Origin of the sequence: Planktothrix prolifica NIVA-CYA 540 (assembly GCF_963864145.1) — a bacterium.
Lineage (GTDB): Bacteria > Cyanobacteriota > Cyanobacteriia > Cyanobacteriales > Microcoleaceae > Planktothrix > Planktothrix agardhii.
In genome coordinates this window covers 5250978-5275387 of record NZ_CAWLTW010000001.1, presented here as the reverse complement: position 1 = coordinate 5275387, position 24410 = coordinate 5250978, and the positions used below count along the sequence as shown (strand labels likewise).

The following is a 24410-nucleotide window of genomic DNA, read 5'->3' as shown; positions in this document are numbered from 1 at the left end:
ATATATGAAAAATAAAAGCCAAAAAATATTCCTGATTATATTAGGAATAAGCTCAATATTTGTGATGAAATTATCTCTAGCAGCACCAATGGGTGCGGATAGAGGATGGAGCGATCTCCCTAAATGGATGGTGGATGTAAATGCGGACGGAAAGCCTGATTTTTGCCGTTTTGTTGGTAATCAACCAAAAGTTTTCTTATCTTGTCATTTAGCAACTAATGATGGTTTTGACCCCAATAATCAGTTTACGTTTAATTCTGGAGTAGGAATTGATAAGGGGTATAATGATATGCCTAGATCAATGCGGGATGTCAATGGAGATGGAAGGGCTGATTTTTGTCGGTGGGTCGGTAATGCACCGAACATTTATGAGTCTTGTCTATTAGCAGGTCAGACAGGTTTCACGAAGACTGAATATCGTCTTGATAGATAATGATTAATTGGAATATTCGGTTGGATTAAATCAACCCTACAAACCCGATTTATTAAAGAAATTGGGTTTATTTATATAATGGAATACTGCGATCGCCTTGAAGCATAAAAATACTTCAATTATCCGATTATCCTGTAGGGGCGAGGCGCGCCTCGCCCCTACCATGAATACGAACCGACTTCCTGCAATGTTTTGAGATCTTCTTGAAATTCAGCTACATCATAATGAACACAAAGACCACGATCAGCCAATATTTTCTGAAATTGCATTCGATGTATTCCGAGCAATTCACTCGCTTTTCCTAAGCTAATTTTGTCTTTTTGGAACAGCATCATCACAATTTCCAATAAAAGTTCCTGTTCTGATAAGCCACTGGCTTTTATGATTTCATCTGAAACTAACATACTCATGGTTGTTCCTAAAGTTTGGTTTAAAATATAACTATTTTAGTATTTCTATATTTTAACCGATATTCCAAATTTCTTGTAAATCTAATACAAAACCCGGAAGCACATCTTCTCCCGATATATTAACTGGAAATTGTAAAATTTCTACTTCTTTTCCTAAACGATAGATTTCGACGCGCTGATTTTGAGGATCAATTAACCAACCGAGTTGAGTCCCATTTTCCAGATACTCTTGCATTTTGTTTCTTAGGGTTTTGAGAGTATCAGTTTCTGAACGTAATTCAATCACAAAATCTGGACAAAGAGGCAAAAATTTCTTTTTTTGTTCTGGGTTTAAGCCATTCCATCTTTCTAATTTCACCCAAGACAAATCCGGCGTCCGATCTGCACCATTGGGGAGTTTAAAACCTGTTGAAGAATCAAATGCTAATCCAAGTTTTGTTTGTTTATTCCAGATTCCTAATTCTCCAGCTAACTTAAAGTTACGATTTCCGGTTTCACCTCCTGTTGGGGATATAATAATTAATTCTCCTGTTGCTGATCGCTCAAATTTATAATATCGGTTATTTTGACAAAGTTGAAAATACTGTTCATCGGTTAAGTCGATTTGCAATTCTAGGGGATTAGGTAAAGAAATTATTGTATCCATAACCGTTGCAATAGGCTCAAAATATAATTTCAATTATAACACTTTTTTAGTTCTTAGGAAATCTTTTTCATTTCCTCCTGGGCTTCTCGACGGCAACCAGATGCCATTCTAAACATTTCTTGTCCCGTATGTAGAGACGAATAATCATAATTCAGGGTAAAGGTTTCTAATTCATTTAGTGCATCTTCTAAATGATTCAGGGTATAATAAATATGGGCAGCAACTCCAGCAACGGGTGAGGGATTTTTTCGAGAACGAAATAGGTTTTGAGCTTGATTTAAACAGTTTTTACAAATTTCAATATAGGCTTGAAACTCCTCCATTAATTGATCATCAAATGGATCGGCTGATAGTTTGTTGACTTCGGATTTTAAGGGTTTTAAAATTTGATTTATAGAACGATTAATTGGTTTATAAACTTTATTAATCCAGCTTGTTAATTCCGCATCGGCTTCCGTTGCTTGTTTTTTGGCTTTGGCAACAAAGGGTTTTACGGAGTCGAAATTGGGATTTTTACCCAAACCCAGTTCCCGATCATGGGATTGACGTTTTTGTGGATCACTTAATATTTCGTAAGCCGCATTAATCTGAATAATTTGGTTATGATCAGATGATTGATTTTGGCTATCAGGATGGAATATTTTTGCTAATCGACGATAGGCTTGTTTAATTTCTGTAGCCGTCGCTGCGGGGTTAACTTGTAAGGTACTGTAGTAGTTTTTGAGCGTAGTCATACCGATTGATCTAAGATTAATTGGGGATTTCTATAATATGGTTTTCAGACCCTATTGATTATAGCGCGATCGCGATTGACAATGGCTAGTATTTTTTTTCTGGGCTATAGATTATTATTAATAGTATGAATTATGGTTCAGGGTCAATATGAAATTAAGTAAAGTATCAGGATCGAATATTTTACGGTATTTGGGTATCGGGTTTGCTGTTTTCCTGACTTTAACCGGATGTCAAACTCTGTTTAAACCGCCAACAGCATCGGATATTCATTTAAAACTGGGAAACCCAAGTCAAGCGAAATCCGATCCGCAAAATCCTACTAATTTTTTGATAGAAAAACCGGAATTTGTTCTATCTTATAATAGCACAACCGGAACAGCAAATTGGGTGAGTTGGCAACTTAATTCATCTTGGGTAGGAATAGTAAAACGTCAAAATAATTTTAGACCGGATGAGACTTTACCCCCAGGTTGGTATCAAGTTCAGTCCAATGATTATCGGGGTACAGGTTATGATCGTGGTCATTTAGTTCCATCGGGCGATCGCACTAATAACCTTGACCAAAATAGCACAACTTTTCTGATGACAAACATTATTCCCCAAGCCCCGGAATTAAATCGCGGGATTTGGAGTGATTTAGAACAATACTGTCGAGATTTGCTCCAAAAAGGCAAGGAATTGTATATAATTGCTGGAGGTGAAGGTAAACGAAAAACTATTGCTAAAGGTAAGGTAACTGTTCCGAAATGGAATTGGAAAGTCATCGTTATTTTAGATAAACCGAATCAAAAGATTACGGAAAATACCCAAATTATTGCGGTGAGAATGCCTAACTTTAATCCCTTAAAAAAGAATTGGCGAGATTATCGAGTTTCCGTCGATGAAATTGAACAAAATACAGGACTAGATTTTTTAACCAATATTCCTAAGAATATTCAAGATAAACTAGAGGGTAAAGTTGATTACCGTTAGTTTAATTTGTTGAGTATTTAAACAGTAAGCTGTTAACCTTCTAAATTTGGCATTTAGAAATTGTAAAACCCCTGTAATGCGAGCGTCCTCGCTCGCTAGATGGGGAGAGGAATATTCTAGCGAGGGGGGACGTTCGCACTACCAAAGCGTTAAGTTATGGTGCAGATCATCCTGAATCCTAGGATAATATACCGAAATTGAGGAACAGCCAGGGTAAAAATAACTTCTAAATAGTAGTTAATATCCTGATAGTTATACCCCTTTCTCACTCTCAAAGGACGTCTACAATGTCTTTACATCAATCTTCTTCGATCAATCCCTGGAGCCTGATTACCGCGTTATCCTTAAGTTTGGGATTAGTGAGTATTCCCTTCATTGCTCCAGTTTTCGCCCAGGAACAACGGATCAGAACCTTAACGGTCAGTGGTCAAGGGGTAGTTACCATTCCAACTACCCAAACCCAAGTTCAATTAGGAGTTGAAGTTTTGGGGAAAACCGCCGAGGAAGTTCAAACAGAAGCCGCTAAACGGACTGCTGCGGTGATAGAATTACTGCGATCGCGCAATGTTGAGAAACTCGAAACCACAGGAATTCGTCTCAACCCCACCTACAGTTATGCTAATGATCAACAACGATTAACCGGATATTCCGCCACCAATACCGTCAGTTTCAGATTAAACACCGAAAAAGTCGGAAGTCTGCTTGATGATGCCGTGAAAGCCGGAGCAACCCGCATTGACGGAATTAGTTTTGTTGCCTCCGATCCCGAAATTAACGCCGCCCAACAACAGGCTTTAAAACTCGCCACCCAAGAAGCAGAAAGTCAAGCTAACGCCGTATTAAGTGCCCTCAATTTAACCCGTCGAGAAATTATCGGAATTCAAGTTAATAATGCCAGTGCCCCTGTTCCCATGGCTGTCATGTACAGAACAAATACTGTAGCCGCAGCCCCAGCCACCCCCGTTGTCGGCGGAGAACAGGAAGTTAGGGCTTCCGTCACCTTGCAAATTAGTTATTAGTTGACACTCCCACCCCTGAAAAAGAGGTTCAATTCCCCTCTGTTCCCCATTACCCATTACCCATTACCCATTACTTAAAGTCATGTAATGACAACACGGGACAAGATCCATGCCTTAGTCTGGAATAATATTGAGGTGATTCCAGATTCAAGGTAGATTAAATAAAATGTCCCTGACCTCTGCACAACCAGCTTTACTTGTCCTTGCTGATGGAACCGCCTACACTGGCTGGTCATTCGGCGCTCCAGGAACCGTGATTGGAGAAGTTGTCTTTAATACGGGTATGACCGGATATCAAGAAGTATTGACCGACCCTAGCTATTGCGGACAAATTGTTACCTTTACCTATCCAGAGTTAGGCAATACTGGCGTTAACCCCGAAGATGAAGAATCAACCCATCCCCATGTTCGGGGGGCGATCGCCCGTAATATTTCTAGCCGTCCCAGTAATTGGCGTTCCACTCAGTCCCTACCCGACTATTTAAAACAGCACCATATCCCCGGTATTTATGGCATTGATACCCGCGCCCTAACTCGCAAAATTCGTACCGTTGGGGCGATGAATGGGGCAATTTCCACGGAAATTTTAGATCCGGGTGAACTAAGAACTTTAGTTGAACAAGCCCCTAGTATGGCTGGGTTGAACCTAGTTAAAGAAGTCACCACCAAGCAACCCTATGAATGGTTGGAACCCACAGAAACCGCTTGGGAGTTTAGTAATTCTGCCACCGGAGATCAAGAACCCCGCTATACCGTTGTCGCCTTAGACTTTGGGGTGAAACGCAATATTTTGCGACGGTTAGCTAGTTATGGCTGTCGGGTGATTGTGGTTCCAGCTAATACCTCCCCAGAGGAGATTCTTAAATATAATCCCGATGGAATTTTCCTCTCTAATGGCCCTGGTGATCCCTCGGCCGTTACCGAAGGCATTGCCATCACAAAAGAATTAGTTAAGGCGGAAAAACCCGTATTTGGGATTTGTATGGGCCATCAAATTTTAGGCTTATCCCTAGGGGCTGAAACCTTTAAGCTCAAATTTGGTCATCGCGGCTTAAATCAACCCGCAGGTCTGGCACAGCAGCAAGTGGAAATTACCAGTCAAAATCATGGGTTTGCGATTGATCCAGATACGTTGGCTTCAGATGTCCAAATTACTCACCTGAATCTGAATGATCGCACCGTGGCGGGCTTGAAACACAAAACTTTACCTCTATTTTCGGTTCAATATCACCCCGAAGCCAGTCCTGGCCCACATGATGCTGATTATCTGTTTGAGCGCTTTGTTCAAGCGATGCAGCAACAGCAAGAACAGAACTAATATCCTTTTGTCCCTCCTAACTTACCTTAAACAGCAAGAAGGCTCACACTGTACCTTTACTCAGGTCAGTGTTGAGATAGTGACTAGACAATTTCTTGAAAAGCCCTTATACTAGATCGGCGATGTCAAGCTTTATGTAGTTAGGAGGGTATCATTTCTGAGCCACTGAATTTAACCGTTAGCCTGCGGGGTACACGGGATGTCAAAGACAACTATCAGATCTTTCGGCTAACTGGATTGATGGATGCTTTCTCAGAAGGCACTTTTAGGAAGCTGGTCAGTATTTATATAGAACAAGGCCCCAAGCACATTATATTGGATCTCTCTCAGATAGATTTTGTAGACAGTTCTGGATTAGGGGCGCTAGTTCAGCTTGTAAAAAAAGCTAAACAGAGCGACGGAACTTTACAGATTGTTTCCAATCCTCGTGTAACTCAAACTGTTAAATTGGTTCGCTTGGAAAAGTTTCTCTCTTTACGGCCATCTGTAGAAGATGCGATAGAAAACATCAAAAACCCCTAGGTGTGAACGTCAATTGGGTAGTGCCACCCCCGATAAGGTGAGGATACTGAGTCAATGGGATCATGGTGGAACAATCTTTACGACGACCTTTTAACGACTAGCGAGTTAATCTGTTGCCTAGTCTCTACCTTTGGATCAAATGCTCGATCAAAGCCTATCACCAGAACAAGTTCAACGGATTTCTCCTGCGTCTTGGGCCTATTTAGGAGATGCCGTTTATGAACTCTACATTCGTAGTTTTTATCTGATGCCCCCAAAGCGATCGCATTTGTATCATCAGTTAGTCGTGTCTCAAGTTCGCGCCGAAAGTCAAGCTCGTCACTTGCGATCGCTAGAACCTCACCTTACCGAAACTGAATTAGAAGTTTTAAAGCGGGGTCGAAATGCCGCTTTTGGTTATCCCAAAAGACTCGATCCCAAAACTTACCAGCAAGCCACCAGTTTAGAAGCATTATTCGGGTATTTGTATTTAACGAATCCGCAACGTTTAGATGAATTGTTTAATTATCTTGAGCTTGATTCTAAAGATTGTTGATTGTTGATTGCTCAATGATACGTGAATGCCTATCAACTTAAGTCAAAAATTCCTAATTACAGCCTAGATCAGATCGCCCCTAAAACTCGAAAACGATCCCCCCTAACTCCCCTTAACAATGGAGGAAACCGATTTCAAAGTCACCCTTTTTAATGCGATGCCCTGAGCTTGCCGAAGGGAGGATTTAAGGGGATCAGATATAAAAGAAGAACAGGGATTTTAGGCTGTCGTTGACGTTAATTAATGAAACTCCCATCTCTACACCCATCTATTTCCTATCTCGCTAATTATTATGCCAAAGTTTAGTCGTTCCAATTCTCCATCGAGATCTTCTAAAAAACCATCGATTCGCTCTAAGTTTAATTCTAAATCTGGAGAACGAGATAACAGCAAACCTTCTCGATTCTCGGATGACAGAAAACCTTCTCGATTCTCGGATGACAGAAAACCTTCTCGATTCTCAGATGACAGAAAACCTTCTCGATTTGCAGATGACAGAAAACCTTCTCGATTCTCAGATGACAGAAAACCTTCTCGATTTGCAGATGACAGAAAACCTTCTCGATTTGCAGATGATAGAAAACCTTCTCAATTCTCAGATGACAGAAAACCTTCTCGATTCTCAGATGACAGAAAACCTTCTCGATTCTCAGATGACAGAAAACCTTCTCGATTCTCAGATGATAGAAAACCTTCTCGATTTGCAGATGACAGAAAACCTTCTCGATTTGCAGATGACAGAAAACCTTCTCGATTCTCAGATGACAGAAAACCTTCTCGATTCTCAGATGACAGAAAACCTTCTCGATTCTCAGATGATAGAAAACCTTCTCGATTCTCAGATGACAGAAAATCCTACCGATTTTCTGATGAGCAATCCGACAAATATCGGGAATTTTCTAAAGAAAGAAAAGAATCTTTTTCTACTTCCAAACCTGAACAAACAACAAGAGAAAAACCGAGCAAATTCTTAGATAAACGCCAACCAAAAGAAGACCAAAATTATTTACCCTATCCTCAAAGAAGTCAGCGATTTATCGAAGAAACCAAACCAGAATTTGCCGATGAATATATCGAATCCTTAGATGTTGAAAATGAATTAATTTATGGACGACGTACAGTTCAAGCTGCTTTAGAAAATGAGCGATCGCTAAGTCGAATTTGGGTGGTTTCCCAACTCAAATCCGATCCCCGATTTTACAAGTTATTGCAAGAAGCAAAAGCCAACGGTGCGATTCTTGATGAAGTCACTTATCAACGCTTAGATCAACTCACCCAAGGCGCTAATCATCAAGGTGTGGCGGCTCAGATTTCTCCATACACTTATAAAGACCTGAGTGAGTTAATTGAAAGCGCTCAAGCAGCTAGTTCTCAACCCGTGATTCTTGTTGCCGATGGGATTCATGATCCCCATAATTTAGGTGCTATCATTCGGACAGCAGAAGCCATTGGAGCACAGGGTTTAATCATACCCCAACGTCGGGCTGTGGGTATTACCTCAACGGTGATGAAAGTTGCCGCAGGTGCATTAGAAACTTTCCCCGTCGCCAGAGTGGTTAATCTGAGTCGGGCTTTAGAAGACCTCAAAGCCGCTGGATTTTGGATTTATGGTACTTTAGCCACCGCCCAACAATCCTTACCTACTGTGGCTTTTAATGGTGCGATCGCCCTAGTTGTTGGGAATGAAGGCGAAGGTTTAAGTCATTTAATTGAACAAAACTGTGATGTTTTAGTTTCAATTCCCCTATCAGGAGAAACCGCTAGTTTAAATGTTTCCGTAGCAACGGGAATGGCGCTGTATGAAATTTATCGTCAAAGACAATTTCCCGCACCCAATTTGAGTTAAAAAAAGTATAAACGGATGCTTTAGGGTTGGAATTGTTTAAATAAAATATTCAATAACAACCTTATTGAATTTGGACTGCATAACTACAGAGTTTTCAGATAATTTACATCTAAAAAATTTAACTTTTCCCTGAAAACTCTCTCGCCTATTCTGAGCAATCAAAGTATTTGTTTAATCTAAAATTCATTTGATCGGGGTTGATTTTTACAGATAAAGACTTTGCTCAGTTTATTGAAAAAATCAAGATCATTGATAGTGAATATGAAAGAAATTCTGATTAGCCTGCTCAACGTTTTTGGATGTGCTTTCTGGGTAGAAATTCTGACAGAAACTCCAAACTGTACCTACTATTTCGGGCCTTTTATCAGTCAACAAGAGGCTCGAACTTCTCAATTTGGTTATCTCGAAGACCTAGAAGCAGAACACGCACAAGGAATTAAAGTTAAGATTAAACGGTGTAAACCTAATACCCTAACCATAGCATAGGAGTTGTTGCGCTTTAGCGCTCCGAGTAGGGGCGATCGCCTAACAGTTTGTTGTTGCGCTTTAGCGCTCCAAGTAAGGGCGATCGCCTAACAACAATTGAGCGATCCAATGATCAATATCTGTAAGTACGAGTTGAGGAATTTCCCAAGGGAATAAATGGGCGGTATTCGGATAACAATAAAACTGACAATTGGGTAATAATTGCGCTGTTTCTTGACTGGATACGGCGGTAATATGGCGATCGCATTCTCCGGCTAAAACTAAAGCCGGACAGTGAATCTGTTGTAAGTATTCTAAGCGATTATAGCCTAATCTCAAAGATTGATTTAAGGCTTGAGTTGCAAACTCAGAAGTTTGAATAAAAGCTGGAATTGCTGCTTTTGCTAAATAGTGGTAGGCGCTGGAATTATGTTGTTGAATTAAATAGCGAAATAGCGATCGCTTTCCCAAGGTTTCAATATTCCATCCCCAACAGGGAAATACCCAATTAATAATTCCAGCTAAACCCGTATAAACATAATCTAAATTAGAAATTGGAGGATGATTTCCCCTCGGTTTTGCCGCCGAAGCAATTAAGATTAAACCCTTAACTTTTTCAGGAAATTTTAGGGCTAATTCTAAGGCTAAAATTCCCCCTAATGACCATCCTAAAACCAAACATTGATCAATATTAAACTCTTGAAAAAGAGTTTCCAAATCCTGTAAATGATCCCCCATTTCAAAACCTTGACGGGTGCGACTGTTTCCATAACCTCTTAAATCCGGTGCGAGGGTGAGATACCGTTGCGAAAGATGGTTAGTAAAAACAGACATACACTGACTAGAGCCCGGATGTCCATGTAAACAAATAATCGGGAATCCTTGACCTTGAATTTTGGTATTTAAGCGCAATTGTTAACCTCGCCAATTTATATCTGTCTTTAACTACCTAAACTTTAACCTGAAAGCAGCATTCAGGCTTTTGTAACATTGTGCGAACCTAAGTTTCCCATTTCCCGATCCCCATGATACAATTACGCAATCCCGCTAGGAATACCGTAGTATTTTGAGAGAGTCTCCGTGAATCAACAACAAGTTCGGTCAAAATTATCAACTTTGATCATTGCGTCTCTAAAATTTCTGATCACAGTAGGTTCACAGTTGATGCAACTTTCGTGGCAATTGCTCAAAAGAGTTCAGAATCTAGGATATTCAGGAAAAACTTTTATTGGTCTATTTTTCCTGGGTATGGTTTTAAGTACAACCGTGATCGCTTGCTCAGGAACAAATGCAGCCGATCAAAATGACATCAAACTGAATCTGGTTTCTTTCTCCGTCACCAAAGAAGCCCATGATCAAATCATTCCTAAATTTGTTGAAAAGTGGAAGAAAGAACACAATCAAAACGTCACTTTTGAACGAAGTTATGGCGGGTCTATAGCCCAAGCCGACGATATCATTGCGGGTAAACAAAAAGCCGATGTGGTTCATCTGGCTATTCCTTTAGATGTCGTCAGAATAGAACAAGCGGGCTTGATTAATCCGGGTTGGCAGAACAGGTTTCCTAGGCGGGGAGTGGTGAGTCATTCGGTGGCGGCCATTGTTACCCGGGAGGGCAATCCCAAAAATATTCAAACTTGGTCGGATTTAGCCCAAGAGGATGTAACCGTGATTTCAGCAAATCCTAGAACTTCTGGTATTGCCATTTGGCAGTTTTTGGGTTTGTGGGGGTCAGTCACCCAAGCGGGCGGCGAACCTCAAGAGGCGATAGATTTTGTCAGGAGAATCTATGAAAAAATTCCGGCTCTAGCCCAAGATGCCCGAGAAGCCAGCATTCTATTCTTCCAAAAACAGCAGGGAGATGCCTTAGTCACCTATGAAAATGAAGTGATTTTAGCTGGGAAAAACCGACCCGAAACCAATTACTTTGTTCCTACTCTGAATATCTCGATTGATAATCCCGTAGCAGTTGTGGATAAAAACGTCAGTCAGCATGGGACGCGGAAAGTCGCAGAAGCCTTTATTGATTTTCTGTATTCAGAGGAAGCCCAACAGGAATTTACCAAATTAGGCTACCGCTCGGTTAATCCCTTTGTCGCTGAAACCGCCGAGTTACAATTTCCCAAAATTGAAACCCTGTTCAATGCTCAGGATTTAGGCGGTTGGCCTTTAATCCAAGAGAAATTTTTTGCCGATGGTGCGATCTTTGACCAAATTAAAGGCAAGTCCTGAACCTAAATTTACACTTAAATTTATGAAATTTCCCCGTTGGCTTTACCTAATTCCTCTGATTGTCACGGGCAACCTAATGACGGGTTGTGGCAACTCAGGAGAGAAAGAACAGCAAATTAGTATTGATGGTGGGGCTGTGGGCTTTGCCCTGTCCCTAGCCGTCGCCGAAGAATTCCAAAAAGTTCATCCCAATGCCCAAGTTAGCGTGGCTGCTAGTGGCACAGGGGGCGGATTTAGCAAGTTTTGTGCCGGAACCCTTGATATTGCCGGAGCTTCTCGCACCATTAGACCGGAAGAAATCAAAAACTGTGCCAAGAATGGGATCGAATTTATTGAATTGCCGATGGCCCTTGATGGTTTGGCGGTGATTGTGAATAAAGAAAATAACTTTGCTAAATGTCTAACGATTAAGGAATTAAACACCATCTGGAATTCCAAATCCGAAGGCAAAATTACCAGTTGGAAACAAATCAATCCCGAATTTCCTGACGAAAGACTGCTACTATTTGCCCCGCCTTCGGATACGGGAACCTTTGATTATTTCACCCAAGCAATCACGGGGAAAAGGAGAAATAGTCGTACCGACTTTACCCCCAGTCGTAACCAAAATACCCTAGTTCAAGGGGTAATTGGGAATAAATCTGCACTGGCCTATCTGGGTATTGCCTTTTTTATGCAAAACCAAGATAGATTAAATGCGGTGGGAGTTGAGAATCTCGATGGCAAGTGCGTTAGACCCGTTCCCCTCGATAATGTCCTGAGAAATGTCTATAATCCCCTGTCTCGGCCTCTGTTTATTTATGTTAGTAAAAAAGCCCTGGAAACCAATCCATCCTTGGAAAGATTCGTCAGTTTTTATTTAGAAAATTCTTGGAAATGGGTTGATGGTGTGGGCTATGTGGCGTTACCCGATATTGCTTATGTAAAAACTAAACAAAGGTTTGATCGGCGTGAAACCGGAACTAGATTCATCGACGCCAAGCCCGGTGAACCGATTACTAACTTTCTTTAAGGAGAAAATATCAGCATTACCTCAACCCCTAGATCCTTTGATGATTCTCTCTCAGCCGCGGGTGACTCCCTACTGAAGCAGGCTTCTGAAGATATCCCAGAAAAAATTATTGCTGGGATTTTATTTACCTGTGCCCTCGTGTCTGTGGTCACGACCTTTGGGATTGTGGCAATTATCTTTACAGAAACCTTTGCTTTTTTTCAACAGGTATCCTTCGCCCAGTTCTTTCTCGATACCCGATGGACTCCCCTATTTGCCGAGGCCCGTTTTGGTATCTGGCCACTGTTGAATGGAACCTTCTTAACAACCGTGATCGCCATGAGTGTGGCGATTCCCTTGGGATTATCTTCGGCTATTTACCTCAGTGAATATGCTCAACCGAAAGTGGCAGCCGTTTTACGCCCGGCGGTGGAGTTATTAGCCGGAATTCCGACGGTAGTTTATGGTTATTTTGCCTTACTTTTTATTACCCCACTTCTGCGGAATTTTTTCCGCGTAGATATTTTTAATGCCCTCAGTGCCGGGTTGATGATGGGGATTATGATTACCCCCACCGTCGGTTCAATTAGCTTAGATGCCATTAGATCCGTTCCCCGTTCCCTGCGCGAAGGTGCCCAGGCTTTGGGGATTACCAAACTAGAAACAATTGTCAGAGTGGTTCTCCCGGCGGCTTTGTCTGGAATTCTGGCTTCGATTATTTTAGGGATTTCCCGGGCCGTGGGAGAAACCATGACGGTTCTGATTGCAGCCGGATCACAGCCTCGCCTCACCCTAAATGTCACGGAATCCGTTGCTACCCTGACCGCTTTTATGGCGGAGATTTCGGGGGGAGATAGTCCCCGTGGTAGCCTCAGTTATCAAACTTTGTATGCGGTGGGGGCCGTTCTGTTCGTGATTACATTGGGTCTGAATATCACCAGCTATTTGATCTCTAATCGCTTTAAAGAAAAATACGACTGATTTATTATGGCTAAATCTTCTGTAACAAATAATTTCGTCAAAACTGCGGAATTTACTGACAATATAGAACGCCGAGAAATCATCGGTAAGGTCTTTGAGTATCTTTTCTTGCTGGGGTTAATGATTGGTTTATTTGTCCTGGCCCTTCTGGTGATCAATATCCTCCATGATGGACTGGGCCGATTGCTAACCCCAGGGTTTCTCACGGAAACCCCTTCTCGTTTTCCCGACCGAGGCGGTATCCGTCCCGCCATTATTGGTAGTCTGTATCTGGGACTAATTGTGATTTTGGTGGCGGTTCCCATTGGGATCGGGGCTGCTTTATACCTGGAGGAATACGCTCCTAAAAACTGGTGGACTGCCCTAATTGAAATTAATATCGGGAATTTGGCGGGGGTTCCTTCTATTGTTTATGGCTTACTGGGTTTAGCGGTTTTTAACTATTTACTCAATTTTGGCCCTACCTTAATTTCCGGTGCCTTAACCCTGGCTTTACTGTCCTTGCCCGTGATTATTGTGACGGCGCGGGAGGCGATTCGGGCCGTTCCTGATTCCCTGAGACACGCTTCCTATGGACTGGGCAGTACCAAATGGAAAACGATTCAACACCATATCTTACCCTATGCCATTCCCGGGATTCTGACCGGGGTGATTATTTCTGTCTCCCGGGCGATTGGGGATGCAGCCTGTTTGGTGGTGGTGGGGGCGGTGAGTTTTCTGACCTTTAACCCGGGTTTATTCCAACGATTTATGGCGTTACCGATTCAAATTTTCAGCTATATTACTCGTCCTGAACCGGGATTTGCTAATGCCGCCGCCGCGACGATTATTGTGCTGATTCTATTGATTTTGGCCCTTAATGGTGTGGCTATTTATGTCCGCCAACGTTTTTCCAATTAATTGGCTGGTGAATCATTTACAAACTCATAGGAGGTTTTGATGGCTGCTAATCCTAATCTGAATCCATTGGATAATAGTGTTTTTGATGCTGAAGGTGTAAAAGTTTTCTATAATGGCTTTTTAGCTCTTACTGACGTCTATATCAAGATTCCTCGTCAACAAATTATTGCTTTTATTGGCCCTTCGGGTTGTGGAAAAAGTACCTTGTTGCGTTGTTTTAATCGGATGAATGATTTAATCCCAGGGGCAAAGGTTGAGGGGAAAATTATTTACCGAAACCGGAATATTTATGACCCTAAAATTAATTCGGTTAAATTACGACGGCAGGTAGGAATGGTTTTTCAAAGACCAAACCCGTTTCCCAAATCAATCTATGAAAATATTGCCTATGCTCCTCGAACTAATGGTTATCAAGGAGATTTGGATGAATTAGTGGAATCTTCTTTGAGACAGGCGGCGATCTGGAATGAAGTTAAGGACAAACTAAAAGAAAAAGGAACAGCTTTATCGGGGGGACAACAACAACGACTTTGTATTGCCCGGGCGATCGCCATGAAACCTGATGTTTTATTGATGGATGAACCTTGTTCTGCCCTTGATCCAATTTCTACTAGACAGGTCGAAGAACTCTGCTTAAATCTGAAGGAGCAATACACTATTATTACTGTAACTCACAATATGCAGCAAGCCACCAGAATTGCAGATTGGACGGCATTTTTTAATACCCAAACCGATGCTCAAGGTAAGCGTCAGGGAAGATTAGTGGAGTTTGGCGAGACTCAGCAAATTTTTAGTGACCCGAAAACTAAAGAAGCAGAAGAATATATTAGTGGACGATTTGGTTAATTCTGATATAAAATCCAATAAAGTACGGGCGGGTTCTGTTAGATATTTGTTAATCACCTAAATCTTGATGAACCCGCCCCTACAACTGATGACTGATAACTGATTAAAGTTGCCCATTTTCAACAATATATTCAGCTATTTTATGAACGCTCTTGCTAATTTGGGGAACATTAGCGGTATTATTATCAATAGCGGTAATAATATATTTTTCTCCATTAATTTGAGCCGCGACTGTTGTTCCAATTACCCTAGAATTTTGACCTGTTTTTTCTCCTAACCATTGGGTTTTAGGTAATCCTTGTAAACCCGCATAACCAATTACCCGGTCATATTGACGATTTAAGGCATCAATTAATACCTGGGATGAGGGTTGTTCATAATTATAAATCTGTACCATCATTTCCGTGAGTTCATTACTGGTTAATCTATTTCTTCCGGTTCCCGGTCGCCAAGGCATAATCCGATCTCCCATTAATTTAAAATTAACTTTTGTGAATTTATAGCCTTGGGATTCTAAATATTTATTAATATAATCAGAACCTAAATAGTCAATTAATTGATTCGTAGCAATATTACTACTATGATCAATCATTTGTCCCATTAAGTCTTTTAAAGAGTAGAATTGACGAGCTTGAATAGATGAAGCATCTTCGGTAAAATTGCCTCCCACAACCAGAACTTTTTGCTCTAAACTAATTTTTTCCTCGCCTGTTTTATGTAAAAGTGCGATCGCTACGGGAACTTTAATTAAACTCGCAGGACTCGCCGGAGGTTGATTTCCTCGTAAATTAACGCAGTCTCTTTTTAAGGTACAAACTGTTAACATGGCTTGACGAGTTAAGCCACTTTCTTGACGAATTTGTTCTAATATTTTTGATCTAGCATCCAGTAATTCATCGGTAATTTCTGATAGACTGAATTTATATTCTTTAATTTTGTTAGAAGTTTGACGAGCTAATAAAGAATGGGGGGAAATTTCCTCTAAATTATTAATCGCTTTTTCCCAAAGTTCTTGGACTTGTTTTCGCTGTTGGGGAGAAGGATCATTAGGATTAGCAACTTTTTGAGCTTGAGTTGATAAACGGATAGCTTGTTGCCAGTTATCCTCAGCCCGTTCTTCAACTAACATTTGAATCTCAACAGTTTTTAATTTTTGAAGTAAAACTTCATTGGGTTCAAATTTCAGGGGATCGGTAAATAAAGAGTTAAAAAAATTAGGTTCGGGTCGATTTTTTGGAGGAGTTTCTAACTCTTGAATTAAGCGATCACGCAGGGTAATTAACTCTTTTAAAGAACCAGCCCCATAGAATTGTGAAGCCGTCCCCAGGGAAGGAAGTGTCTGAGTCAGTCCCAGACCCACAATTATTGCCATACTACCCGTTACTGTTGTAGCCCAACGCCAGACTTGACGCATCCTTTAAACTCCTCACACACACGCTTCATCGGTTTACAGACGGCTTAGATAACGTCTCTACCTCAGCAAAGAGATATCTTTAGCCAGTTTCTTAAACAGATGAGATACGAGATTAGATTACCTTGACACTCTCACCGTCTGAAGACACGCTCGATTCTGCGGACAGAATTAGTTTAATCTAATTCTCGCTACGATTGCCAAATATCGTCTACTGAGTTGATCAAGCGATATGCCTAATCTTCCCGATACTTTTACTCTCAAATCAAGACACTTTCAGAATCCATCACTAAGCCAAATCGCGGTACGCTCCCTATCCTGCCTTTACTTGCTCTTTCTTGTCATACTGCCATTAGAATTAAATCTAACCGTTGTTTCGCGGGAGCCGGGATTTCTCCGATACTAGGATATTTCAACACGCAGATGTTTATTCTTACTTGTGTTTTTTGATTCTATCACATCTTTTTCAGCTCCTCATGGGAATAAATTCCCCTGTGCGGTCACTGAGCTTGCCGAAGTGTCGTGTTTCCTCTGGTGGTCTGAAGACACGCTCGTTTCCACACTCCCATCCTTTTCTTATGATTGCTATCAAAATTAAATCCTTCGAGCCATGAGTTATATTAGTTGAAAACACCCTTTCAGAAATCCACAAAAGCTTAAATCATGGTAAATGCTCAACTTCCCAATGGCCCCCAAACCCACCCTTGGCTGCAAACCTTAGAGTGGATGAAAGATCCGTTAGGTTTCATGGATAAATATACTCAAAAATATGGGGATATGTTTACGGTTACCGTTGGCCCGGTATTTAAGCCGCAAGTGTTTATTAGTGACTCCCAAGCGATTCAACAAATTTTGACCACTGACCCTCAACAGTTAGATTCAGGATTAGAAGCAGGAGTGACCTCCCCTCTATTGGGATCACACTCACTGTTATGTTTAGCAGGAAAACCGCATCAACGACAACGAAAATTATTAATTCCCCCCTTTCATGGGGAACGGATGCGAAATTATAGTCAGGTGATTATTGAAATTACAAATAAAGTGACTCAGCATTGGTATTCGGGCGAATCTTTTACTCTACTTCCGACAATGCAAGCGATTTCTTTTGAAGTCATTTTAAAAACAGTATTTGGTTTAAAATCGGGAGAACGCTATGATAAAATCAAGGAATTGTTGTTAGAGATTATGAATCCCAAAAATCCTTTAACACAAACTTTAGCGTTTTTGTTTCCGGCGTTACGACGAGATTTAGGTTCATGGAGTCCTTGGGGTCATTTTTTAGAATTAAAAAAACAGCTTGATCAAGCTATTTATGTCGAAATTGCAGAGCGTCGAGAGAATTTTGATGCCACTCGAACCGATATTTTATCAATGATGCTTTTGGCGCTGGATGAGGCGGGACAACCCATGAGCGATGAAGAAATCCGAGATGAATTAATTACGTTATTAGTAGCGGGTCATGAAACCACAGCTACCTCATTAGCTTGGGCTTTATATTGGATTCATCGTTTTCCAGAAATCAAAGAAAAACTCTTACAAGAATTAGGAACTTTAGAAGATGTTACCGATGCTACTGGGGTGATGAAACTCCCCTATTTGAATGCTGTTTGTCAGGAAACACTACGGATTTATCCGGTAGCAATGTTAATGTTAAGTCGGCTTGTTAAATCTCCCTTAAAAATTGGCGGATATGAATTTCAACCGGGAACGTTATTAGTTCCGAGTATTTATTCAATCCATCATCGAGAAGATTTATATCCCAATCCAAAACAGTTCAATCCTGAACGATTTTTAGATCGTCAATATGCAGCCCATGAATATATCCCCTTTGGAGGCGGAAATCGTCGGTGTATTGGGATGGCGTTTGCTTGGTTTGAAATGAAGCTGGTTTTAGCCACTCTTTTAAGCCAATGGAAATTGGAATTAACAACCGAAGAATTCCCTAAACCGGAGAGACGAAGAGCTTTATTAGGAATGTCTGAATCTGTTAAACTATTGGTAAAAGGAAAGCGATCACCCTCTGAATTGTTATCAGAAAATTCTAATTCAGTTGCAGCAGGTTCATAACAGTTTTTCGGATTTTTTTCAACAACTATGGTGGCGGGTTGATCAAGATTGGGTTGATGCCACAGAGATTGAGGAGAACCTGCCACGAAAAGATGGGAATTTGATAATATGGGGAAGTGCGATCGCTAAAGTGATTGAATCAAAATATCACAATCAGTCTTGATCAAATGAAGCTAGATTATGAATCTGTAGAAGCGAGGAGGTGACAGAGATTAACCCGATCCTTTTCCCAGGGATAAAATCGGTTATTTTTTGTGTTTTTTTATCACTTTTTTGACTAAGATTGGAATTTCTGAGGGCTGTTTAGCAACCAGAACTTCAGCATTTTTAAAAGCAGAAACTTTGCTTTCAACTGTTCCAGGATCGACCATATTCTTAACCACTTTTGAAGTCATTAATAGACTAGCATGACCCAAAAGTTTAGTAGTCGGAGCGTGTAACCCAGCAACATAAGCAATAACGGGTTTATCAATGGATTCCGCAATATAAGAAGCCGCTTCTTCTTCGCTAGTTCCCCCCATTTCTCCCACTAAAACAATAACATCTGTATTTTCATCCTCATCCAAAATTTCTAACCATTGCAGAAAAGAAGATCCCACAATAAAATCACTGCCAATACTAACAGCAACTGATTGACCTAATCCTCCTTGAGTTAACTCCGCCGCCACTTCATAGGTTAGGGTACTACTGCGACTTAATAATCCCACATTTCCGGGTCGATAAAATTCAACCGGATGGGTTCCTAATAACAATTTATCAGGAATAATAATTCCCGAACAATTGGGGCCCACCACTAAAGTTTCTGTAATTTCCGCCTTCCGAACTAAATGCACCATATCCAAAGGGGGCATTCCCTCTGTCACAATAATTAATTGACGAATTCCTGCCGCCATTGCTTCTAATGCCGCATCTAAAACTTGATAGGGGTGAACAAAAATTACACTAATATCAATTTCACCCACATTTGTAATTACTTGTTCTACCAAATCAAAGATCGGAATTTCACTTAACTCCTGTCCTCCCTGACCCGGACAGACACAGGCGACAACACGAGTGCCATAGGTTTTCATTTGCACCGCTGCATGAGTTAAGGAGGGTGATATTGTAGTACCCTGTATAATGACTTTACTATCAGGAGTTAAATTCATAATTCGAGAAAATTTTACACAGTTAATCAAAAAAACTATTTGGCTAAATTAATAGCCGCAGTCACAGCTAAATCCAACCGATCAAATAAATTTACAGGTAAATCAGTAAACTGTTCTATATCTGATTCGGGTTTAATTCCAGCCAACATCAGAACAAATTTAGGTAAATTACTGGTTCTAGCTTTTCGTTTCAAATACCCAGCAATTTCTACTAATAACAAAGAACGAATAATCGGTTGAACCCAAAGATTAATAATCACAACCTTAACTTGTTTAGATTGGGTAATTCGATCAATTCCTTGATATAAACGTTGGCGAAAATTGTCTGTAATTTCATAGTGATCTGCCCCACCTAGATTTAAGAAATTAGCAGGTTTTCCCGATGATTGCATGACTAAATCTAAAGTTGCCATCGTTAAACCTGCACCATTGCATAAAATCCCAATATTACCTTGTAATTCGACTAAATTCAGTTCAGGGTGAAACAATTGATCGGAAATGATCGGTAGGGAGAGAGAACTACATTTTTGTTGAGCTTTAAGTAAAGTAATTAAGTCTTCATGGCGTCCTAATGCTCCATCATTCGCAATTACTTTCCCATCCAATGCCATCACTTCTCCCGTGGGACTAATCCCCAAGGGATTAATTTCTACGAGATCCAAATCTTTCTGGACAAATAGACGATACATTTTTTCCACAATGGCACTGACCAAGAGAATTAAATCTCCCTTTAATCCCATTTTTAGAATTAATCTTCTAGCATAAAAAGGAGAAAAATCTTGGTCAACAATGACTTGCTGAATTTTGGAAAGGGTTGCTTCCACATTCACCCCGCCCTGTTGCGATCCCAATAATACCGGACGTCGTGACCCGGAATCCAAGGTGACGGCTAAGTATAATTCCCGATCCGCATCATATTTGGCCTCTGCTAACAGGACTTGGGGACATTCACCCCGAATCGGCAAATTAAAAATCATTTGAGCCGCAGCAACTGCATCAATGGTATTTTCCGCAAAGCGAATTCCTCCGGCTTTTCCCCTTCCCCCCGCCCGGACTTGGGATTTCAACACCACCGGATAGGGAATTTTTAAACCCTTTAAATCTTGAGCATTGTTAATGCTTTGTGAGGGTAAAACCGGAATCCCCATCTCACGAAATAAGGTTTTAGCTTGATACTCTAGCAAATCCATAATTAGTTATTAGTTATTAGTTATTAGTGATCAGTGTAAGAGGTATCAGTTATCAGTCATCAGTCATCAGTCATCAGTCATCAGTCATCGGTTGACAGTAAAGAGTTCATCGTTAATATTTGTGGGCTAAAAACAGTTAACTGTTCACTGATAACTGATGACTATTGACTGTAAACTTCTTAACTGATAACTGATAACTGTTGACTGATGACTGATTAATGATTATTGCCTTGATGAACGGTCTTGACCCACTTGAGTTGTTTGGGACGAATCCCCATCCGAGTCGTTGTACTCCCCACCACTAACAACCAATGGATCATATATACCGTACCCCGCAGGGTATCAATCCCAATGGTCAATTTTTCCCAGAGGGGAGGCGATGTCTTGCTGCTATGGGTTGAAACCAATTCAGGACTAACATTAACCATTGTCCCTTGTGTTTGACGAATCCTTCGTAATCCTAAGAACATTCCCAATAGGGATAGAGTTAGGGTAAAACAGGTTAAGGGTGTGGTTAAGGGTAAACGGCCTTGAATCAGCGATAGCACCAAATCGGGAACTACCGCCGTTGGTAAAATATATTGGGTGATCCAAAAGCAAAACAAATCTAGGGTTTTTTGAGTTCCCATCCGGTTGCTCAGAATCAACTGCCAATAGTCTAAATAGCGTTGATAGCCGCCTTCTGCCCAACGGTTGCGTTGATGCCAAAGGGCTTTAAAATTGGTGACTCCTTCCTCATAAACCGGGGGAAAGGATAAACATTCAATATCCCATTGATCCAAATGCAACCGAATGGTTAAATCTAAATCATCGGTAATGGTTTCTTCATTCCAACCGCCACAGCTTAACAGGGCTTCCCTTCGGACAAACTGGCCATTTCCCCGCAGTTCTCCAATTCCGCCCATACTAATCCGTTTTTCTTGGAAATAGGCATCTAAAGCCATTTCTGCGGCTTGGGAGCGAGTCCAAAAATTTTCGGAAGCATTATTAATCGCTTTTCGCACTTGCACAGCGCCGACTGATTCTGGATAGAATATGGGAACAATATGGCGTAACATATCCGGTGCAATTTGAGCATCGGCATCAAAGACCCCGATAATTTCTCCTTGAGTTAAGGCTAAAACTTGATTTAAGGCGCCTGATTTTCCCCCACTGGCATTAGCTGACCGCCGTAATACTTTGAGTTGTGGATAGTCTTGGCTGAGTTTTTCCAAAACTATCGGGGTTTTATCACTACTATTATCGTCAACTATCCATAATTCATAACAATCACTGGGATAATCCAAGTTACATAAATTTTTAACTAATTGACTAATAACGGCTTCTTCGTTTTTAGCTGCTACTAATAGGGAAATATAGGGCCAATTATGTTGGGGTTGTACTGGTTTGGTTAACTGTAGGGAAGGTATTTTAGCTGAGAAAATTCTGATGGCGTGAATCGACAATAGACCCGTTAAACCCAGGATAAACCCCATCCCCCAGGAAACAAAATGCAGGGCAGTGATCCCGCCCCAAATTAAAGTTAAGGCAAGGGCAGCTTTCCATCTGCGGCCTTGATACCAATTAGGGCAAACCTGGAAATTTGAGTGGTTTTGATTCTCGCGGATAGGGTGCAATGGGTCATTTATAACCGAAGGATAAAGCCTAGATGATCCAGTCTCACGGTATTGACTTTCCTCCTGATTTGGTTGAGATGTGGGAGCCGAAGATTCACCAGGGGACTCTTGATCACGGGTGAGCTTCTTGATATTACTGTTGTCAGCATCCTGTTCTGGCCAAGACTGTTTTGGCATAGATAATCTGATTTACCCCTCAATATTCGTCCAATCTGCTACCAGTGTATCTAATATTGTGACCAAAAAAATGGGATACAAGCCTCGCCCTTCTAGGGCGACTTTAAAAAGCCATTAATAAATTAGGTAGGACACACCTTAATATAGAGTCATTGAACGAAGAATCCTCGTCGCTTTAGCGCGAGGAGTGTCAATAAACAAAGCCAAAATATTAGAATTCTTTTTGAGGATTGGATGACAACTGGGCTAAATTGAGAGTAGTAATCCGATCGCGGGAGTAACAAATCTATGACTGACACCACAGTGGCTCTGACCCAACTAAAAGCGGCTGAGAAACGGGAAATTGGGGTCTACCTGCCCTACTATGATGAGAAGAAGCGGAAATACTTAGCCTATTCGATTAGCCTCTATAAAGAGAAAAGTTTGGAAGGCGCTCGCAATATTGATGGTGGGGATGGAATTCCTTTTGTGGCAACTTGGAATGTTTCTTCTTTACCCGCCGATTTAACCCGTTGTCGAGTACAGTTTGATGGCAATGCCGATCTCAGTTATGAAGTCATCCTGTCCAACCACGAGTTTATTAAGTATTTAATTGAAGTTCTGCAAAATTTTAGCCGGACTCGTACCGTTGATTTTTCTCAAGATTTCTACAAGAAACTTTTGCATTTGGATCATTAAATAAGGATTCACTCTACAATAGAAAGGCTAGGGTCAAACCCTGAGAATTTCTTCTGAAAAGACTGATAACTAAAAGTATTTTAAGGATTCAGTCTAACGGGGGAAAATATCATAATTTTTTGAATTAATCGATAACAAATTGAGGAGTAAATTTCGTGACTGAGTTTGGAAAGTCTATATTAATCGGGTCAACAGAGCCTTACACCGGTAAATCAGCAATCGCCTTGGGTCTGGGTCATCTGTTTCAGGATAAAGGGTTAAAGATAGTTTATGGTAAGCCTTTAGCTACCGATATCAGTGACGACGATGAATCCTTTGATACTGATCTTCAGTTTGTGGCTCAAACCTTAAAATTATCTCAAGAGCAATTGCGATTTCCGATTTTGACCTTGGATGAAACCACAATTTATCGGCGTTTACAGGGGGAAGATTCAGTCAAATATATTGAATCCCTGACTTCCTATCAACAAACATCCTCTGCTGATTTGATTTTACTCGAAGGGCCAAGAACCTTACAAGAGGGGCTGTTATTTGGTTTATCTGTTCCTCAAATTGCGGATCAACTAGATGCGTCAGTTTTGTTAGTGACCCGTTTGCATTCCCATTTGGCATTAGATGATTTACTGTACGCTCAACAACGTTTAGGCGATCGCTTATTAGGTATTATTATTAATGATGTTCCCCCCGAAGAACTAGAAGTTACAACCACTTGTATCCAACCATTTTTGGAAGCACAAGGGATTCCAGTATTTGGAGTTTTACCCAGAAATCCTATTTTACGAAGTGTCACGGTCAAAGAGTTAGTTAAACAGTTGAAAGCCCAGGTTCTTTGTGGTCGGGAACGCTTAGATTTGATGGTAGAAAGTCTAAGTGTTGGGGCGATGAATGTGAGTTCCGCGATGAAGTATTTTGATAAATCCGTGAATATGGCTGTGGTTACCGGAGGTGATCGCACGGATATTCAACTTGCTGCTTTAGAAAAATCTACTAACTGTTTAATTCTAACTGGTCAACTTCCCCCCGCGCCAATGGTATTAAGTCGGGCTGAAGATTTAGAAGTTCCAGTCCTTTCGGTTGATTTAGACACCTTATCAACGGTAGAAATTATTGATCGAACTTTTGGTCAAGTTCGTCTCCATGAGCCGATCAAAGTTGCTGCTGTGAATCAACTCATGGACAAACATTTTGAACTGGATCGTTTTATTCAATGGTTAGGAATTTCCCTACCTGTGTCAGCAAGCCCGAATTAAGAATTAAGAAAAGAAGTTCTCC

General features: G+C 40.9%; 24 protein-coding genes. 16 read left to right on the top strand and 8 right to left on the bottom strand.

Annotation, left to right across the window (positions count from 1 at the left end; all coding sequences use genetic code 11):
* Window positions 1-4 precede the first annotated feature (4 nt).
* A complete protein-coding gene (locus AC559H_RS23555) occupies window positions 5-433 on the top strand; it encodes an FG-GAP repeat domain-containing protein (RefSeq protein WP_026794743.1) in 429 nt (142 codons plus the stop codon).
* 158 nt (window positions 434-591) lie between these two features.
* Here AC559H_RS23555 and AC559H_RS23550 read toward each other — a convergent pair whose 3' ends face one another.
* Genes AC559H_RS23550 through AC559H_RS23540 form a run of 3 tightly spaced genes read right to left on the bottom strand, consistent with a single transcriptional unit; the run spans window position 592 to window position 2223 of the window.
* Window positions 592-843, bottom strand: a complete 252-nt coding sequence (locus AC559H_RS23550) for a UPF0175 family protein (protein WP_026794744.1) — start codon at window positions 841-843, stop codon at window positions 592-594.
* A 52-nt stretch (window positions 844-895) separates the two neighbouring features.
* Window positions 896-1489 (bottom strand): Uma2 family endonuclease, encoded by a 594-nt coding sequence (locus AC559H_RS23545; RefSeq protein WP_026794745.1) that lies wholly within the window; start codon window positions 1487-1489, stop codon window positions 896-898.
* A gap of 53 nt (window positions 1490-1542) precedes the next feature.
* A complete protein-coding gene (locus AC559H_RS23540; RefSeq protein ID WP_026794746.1) occupies window positions 1543-2223 on the bottom strand; it encodes a J domain-containing protein in 681 nt (226 codons plus the stop codon).
* A 148-nt stretch (window positions 2224-2371) separates the two neighbouring features.
* Between AC559H_RS23540 and AC559H_RS23535 the strand changes: the two genes are divergently transcribed.
* The 7 genes from AC559H_RS23535 (at window position 2372) to AC559H_RS23505 (ending at window position 8922) form a co-directional block, all read left to right on the top strand.
* A complete protein-coding gene (locus AC559H_RS23535; protein WP_051319677.1) occupies window positions 2372-3196 on the top strand; it encodes a DNA/RNA non-specific endonuclease in 825 nt (274 codons plus the stop codon).
* A gap of 287 nt (window positions 3197-3483) precedes the next feature.
* Window positions 3484-4215: an SIMPL domain-containing protein gene (locus AC559H_RS23530; RefSeq protein WP_026786083.1), complete on the top strand. Its 732-nt coding sequence runs from the start codon at window positions 3484-3486 to the stop codon at window positions 4213-4215.
* A gap of 166 nt (window positions 4216-4381) precedes the next feature.
* Complete coding sequence (carA, locus tag AC559H_RS23525) at window positions 4382-5533, top strand: glutamine-hydrolyzing carbamoyl-phosphate synthase small subunit (protein ID WP_026786082.1); 1152 nt, start codon at window positions 4382-4384, stop codon at window positions 5531-5533.
* Window positions 5534-5698: 165 nt separating this feature from the next.
* Window positions 5699-6055 (top strand): STAS domain-containing protein, encoded by a 357-nt coding sequence (locus tag AC559H_RS23520; protein ID WP_036833030.1) that lies wholly within the window; start codon window positions 5699-5701, stop codon window positions 6053-6055.
* A gap of 139 nt (window positions 6056-6194) precedes the next feature.
* Entirely contained in the window at window positions 6195-6590 is a 396-nt protein-coding gene (locus AC559H_RS23515; protein ID WP_042155670.1) for a Mini-ribonuclease 3, read from the top strand.
* 292 nt (window positions 6591-6882) lie between these two features.
* A complete protein-coding gene (gene rlmB, locus AC559H_RS23510) occupies window positions 6883-8436 on the top strand; it encodes a 23S rRNA (guanosine(2251)-2'-O)-methyltransferase RlmB (protein WP_081693722.1) in 1554 nt (517 codons plus the stop codon).
* 261 nt (window positions 8437-8697) lie between these two features.
* Window positions 8698-8922: a DUF1816 domain-containing protein gene (locus AC559H_RS23505; protein WP_036834335.1), complete on the top strand. Its 225-nt coding sequence runs from the start codon at window positions 8698-8700 to the stop codon at window positions 8920-8922.
* A gap of 60 nt (window positions 8923-8982) precedes the next feature.
* Here AC559H_RS23505 and AC559H_RS23500 read toward each other — a convergent pair whose 3' ends face one another.
* Window positions 8983-9813 carry an alpha/beta fold hydrolase gene (locus AC559H_RS23500; protein WP_026794749.1) on the bottom strand — a complete coding sequence of 277 codons (831 nt, stop codon included), beginning with the start codon at window positions 9811-9813 and terminating at the stop codon, window positions 8983-8985.
* 168 nt (window positions 9814-9981) lie between these two features.
* On the opposite strand from AC559H_RS23500, the gene AC559H_RS23495 reads away from it, so the two are divergent.
* The 5 genes from AC559H_RS23495 (at window position 9982) to pstB (ending at window position 14851) form a co-directional block, all read left to right on the top strand.
* Window positions 9982-11133 carry a sulfate ABC transporter substrate-binding protein gene (locus AC559H_RS23495; protein ID WP_237746379.1) on the top strand — a complete coding sequence of 384 codons (1152 nt, stop codon included), beginning with the start codon at window positions 9982-9984 and terminating at the stop codon, window positions 11131-11133.
* A gap of 22 nt (window positions 11134-11155) precedes the next feature.
* The gene (locus AC559H_RS23490; RefSeq protein WP_026794751.1) at window positions 11156-12145 is read left to right on the top strand and encodes a PstS family phosphate ABC transporter substrate-binding protein; all 990 of its coding nucleotides are present in this window, start codon (window positions 11156-11158) and stop codon (window positions 12143-12145) included.
* A 72-nt stretch (window positions 12146-12217) separates the two neighbouring features.
* Complete coding sequence (pstC, locus tag AC559H_RS23485; protein WP_202806330.1) at window positions 12218-13105, top strand: phosphate ABC transporter permease subunit PstC; 888 nt, start codon at window positions 12218-12220, stop codon at window positions 13103-13105.
* A 6-nt stretch (window positions 13106-13111) separates the two neighbouring features.
* Window positions 13112-14005 carry a phosphate ABC transporter permease PstA gene (pstA, locus tag AC559H_RS23480; RefSeq protein ID WP_026794753.1) on the top strand — a complete coding sequence of 298 codons (894 nt, stop codon included), beginning with the start codon at window positions 13112-13114 and terminating at the stop codon, window positions 14003-14005.
* A gap of 39 nt (window positions 14006-14044) precedes the next feature.
* Window positions 14045-14851, top strand: coding sequence for a phosphate ABC transporter ATP-binding protein PstB (gene pstB, locus AC559H_RS23475; RefSeq protein WP_026794754.1), 807 nt, complete (start codon window positions 14045-14047; stop codon window positions 14849-14851).
* Window positions 14852-14954: 103 nt separating this feature from the next.
* Here the strand turns inward: pstB and AC559H_RS23470 are convergent, their stop codons facing one another.
* Window positions 14955-16265 (bottom strand): serine hydrolase, encoded by a 1311-nt coding sequence (locus AC559H_RS23470; RefSeq protein WP_026794755.1) that lies wholly within the window; start codon window positions 16263-16265, stop codon window positions 14955-14957.
* Between the two features lie 660 nt (window positions 16266-16925).
* Between AC559H_RS23470 and AC559H_RS23465 the strand changes: the two genes are divergently transcribed.
* Window positions 16926-18329, top strand: coding sequence for a cytochrome P450 (locus tag AC559H_RS23465; protein WP_026794756.1), 1404 nt, complete (start codon window positions 16926-16928; stop codon window positions 18327-18329).
* A 245-nt stretch (window positions 18330-18574) separates the two neighbouring features.
* Here the strand turns inward: AC559H_RS23465 and AC559H_RS23460 are convergent, their stop codons facing one another.
* From AC559H_RS23460 to AC559H_RS23450, 3 genes are all read right to left on the bottom strand, one after another.
* On the bottom strand, window positions 18575-19477 hold the full coding sequence (locus AC559H_RS23460) for a succinate--CoA ligase subunit alpha (protein ID WP_026794757.1): 903 nt from the start codon (window positions 19475-19477) through the stop codon (window positions 18575-18577).
* A 35-nt stretch (window positions 19478-19512) separates the two neighbouring features.
* Window positions 19513-20667: an ATP-grasp domain-containing protein gene (locus AC559H_RS23455; protein ID WP_026786072.1), complete on the bottom strand. Its 1155-nt coding sequence runs from the start codon at window positions 20665-20667 to the stop codon at window positions 19513-19515.
* A gap of 215 nt (window positions 20668-20882) precedes the next feature.
* A complete protein-coding gene (locus tag AC559H_RS23450; protein ID WP_026794758.1) occupies window positions 20883-22460 on the bottom strand; it encodes a glycosyltransferase family 2 protein in 1578 nt (525 codons plus the stop codon).
* Between the two features lie 288 nt (window positions 22461-22748).
* Between AC559H_RS23450 and ebsA the strand changes: the two genes are divergently transcribed.
* Together ebsA and AC559H_RS23440 are read left to right on the top strand one after the other, a co-directional pair.
* The gene (gene ebsA, locus AC559H_RS23445) at window positions 22749-23138 is read left to right on the top strand and encodes a type IV pilus biogenesis protein EbsA (protein WP_173401007.1); all 390 of its coding nucleotides are present in this window, start codon (window positions 22749-22751) and stop codon (window positions 23136-23138) included.
* Between the two features lie 155 nt (window positions 23139-23293).
* Window positions 23294-24388 (top strand): phosphotransacetylase family protein, encoded by a 1095-nt coding sequence (locus tag AC559H_RS23440; protein ID WP_026786069.1) that lies wholly within the window; start codon window positions 23294-23296, stop codon window positions 24386-24388.
* Window positions 24389-24410 lie beyond the last annotated feature (22 nt).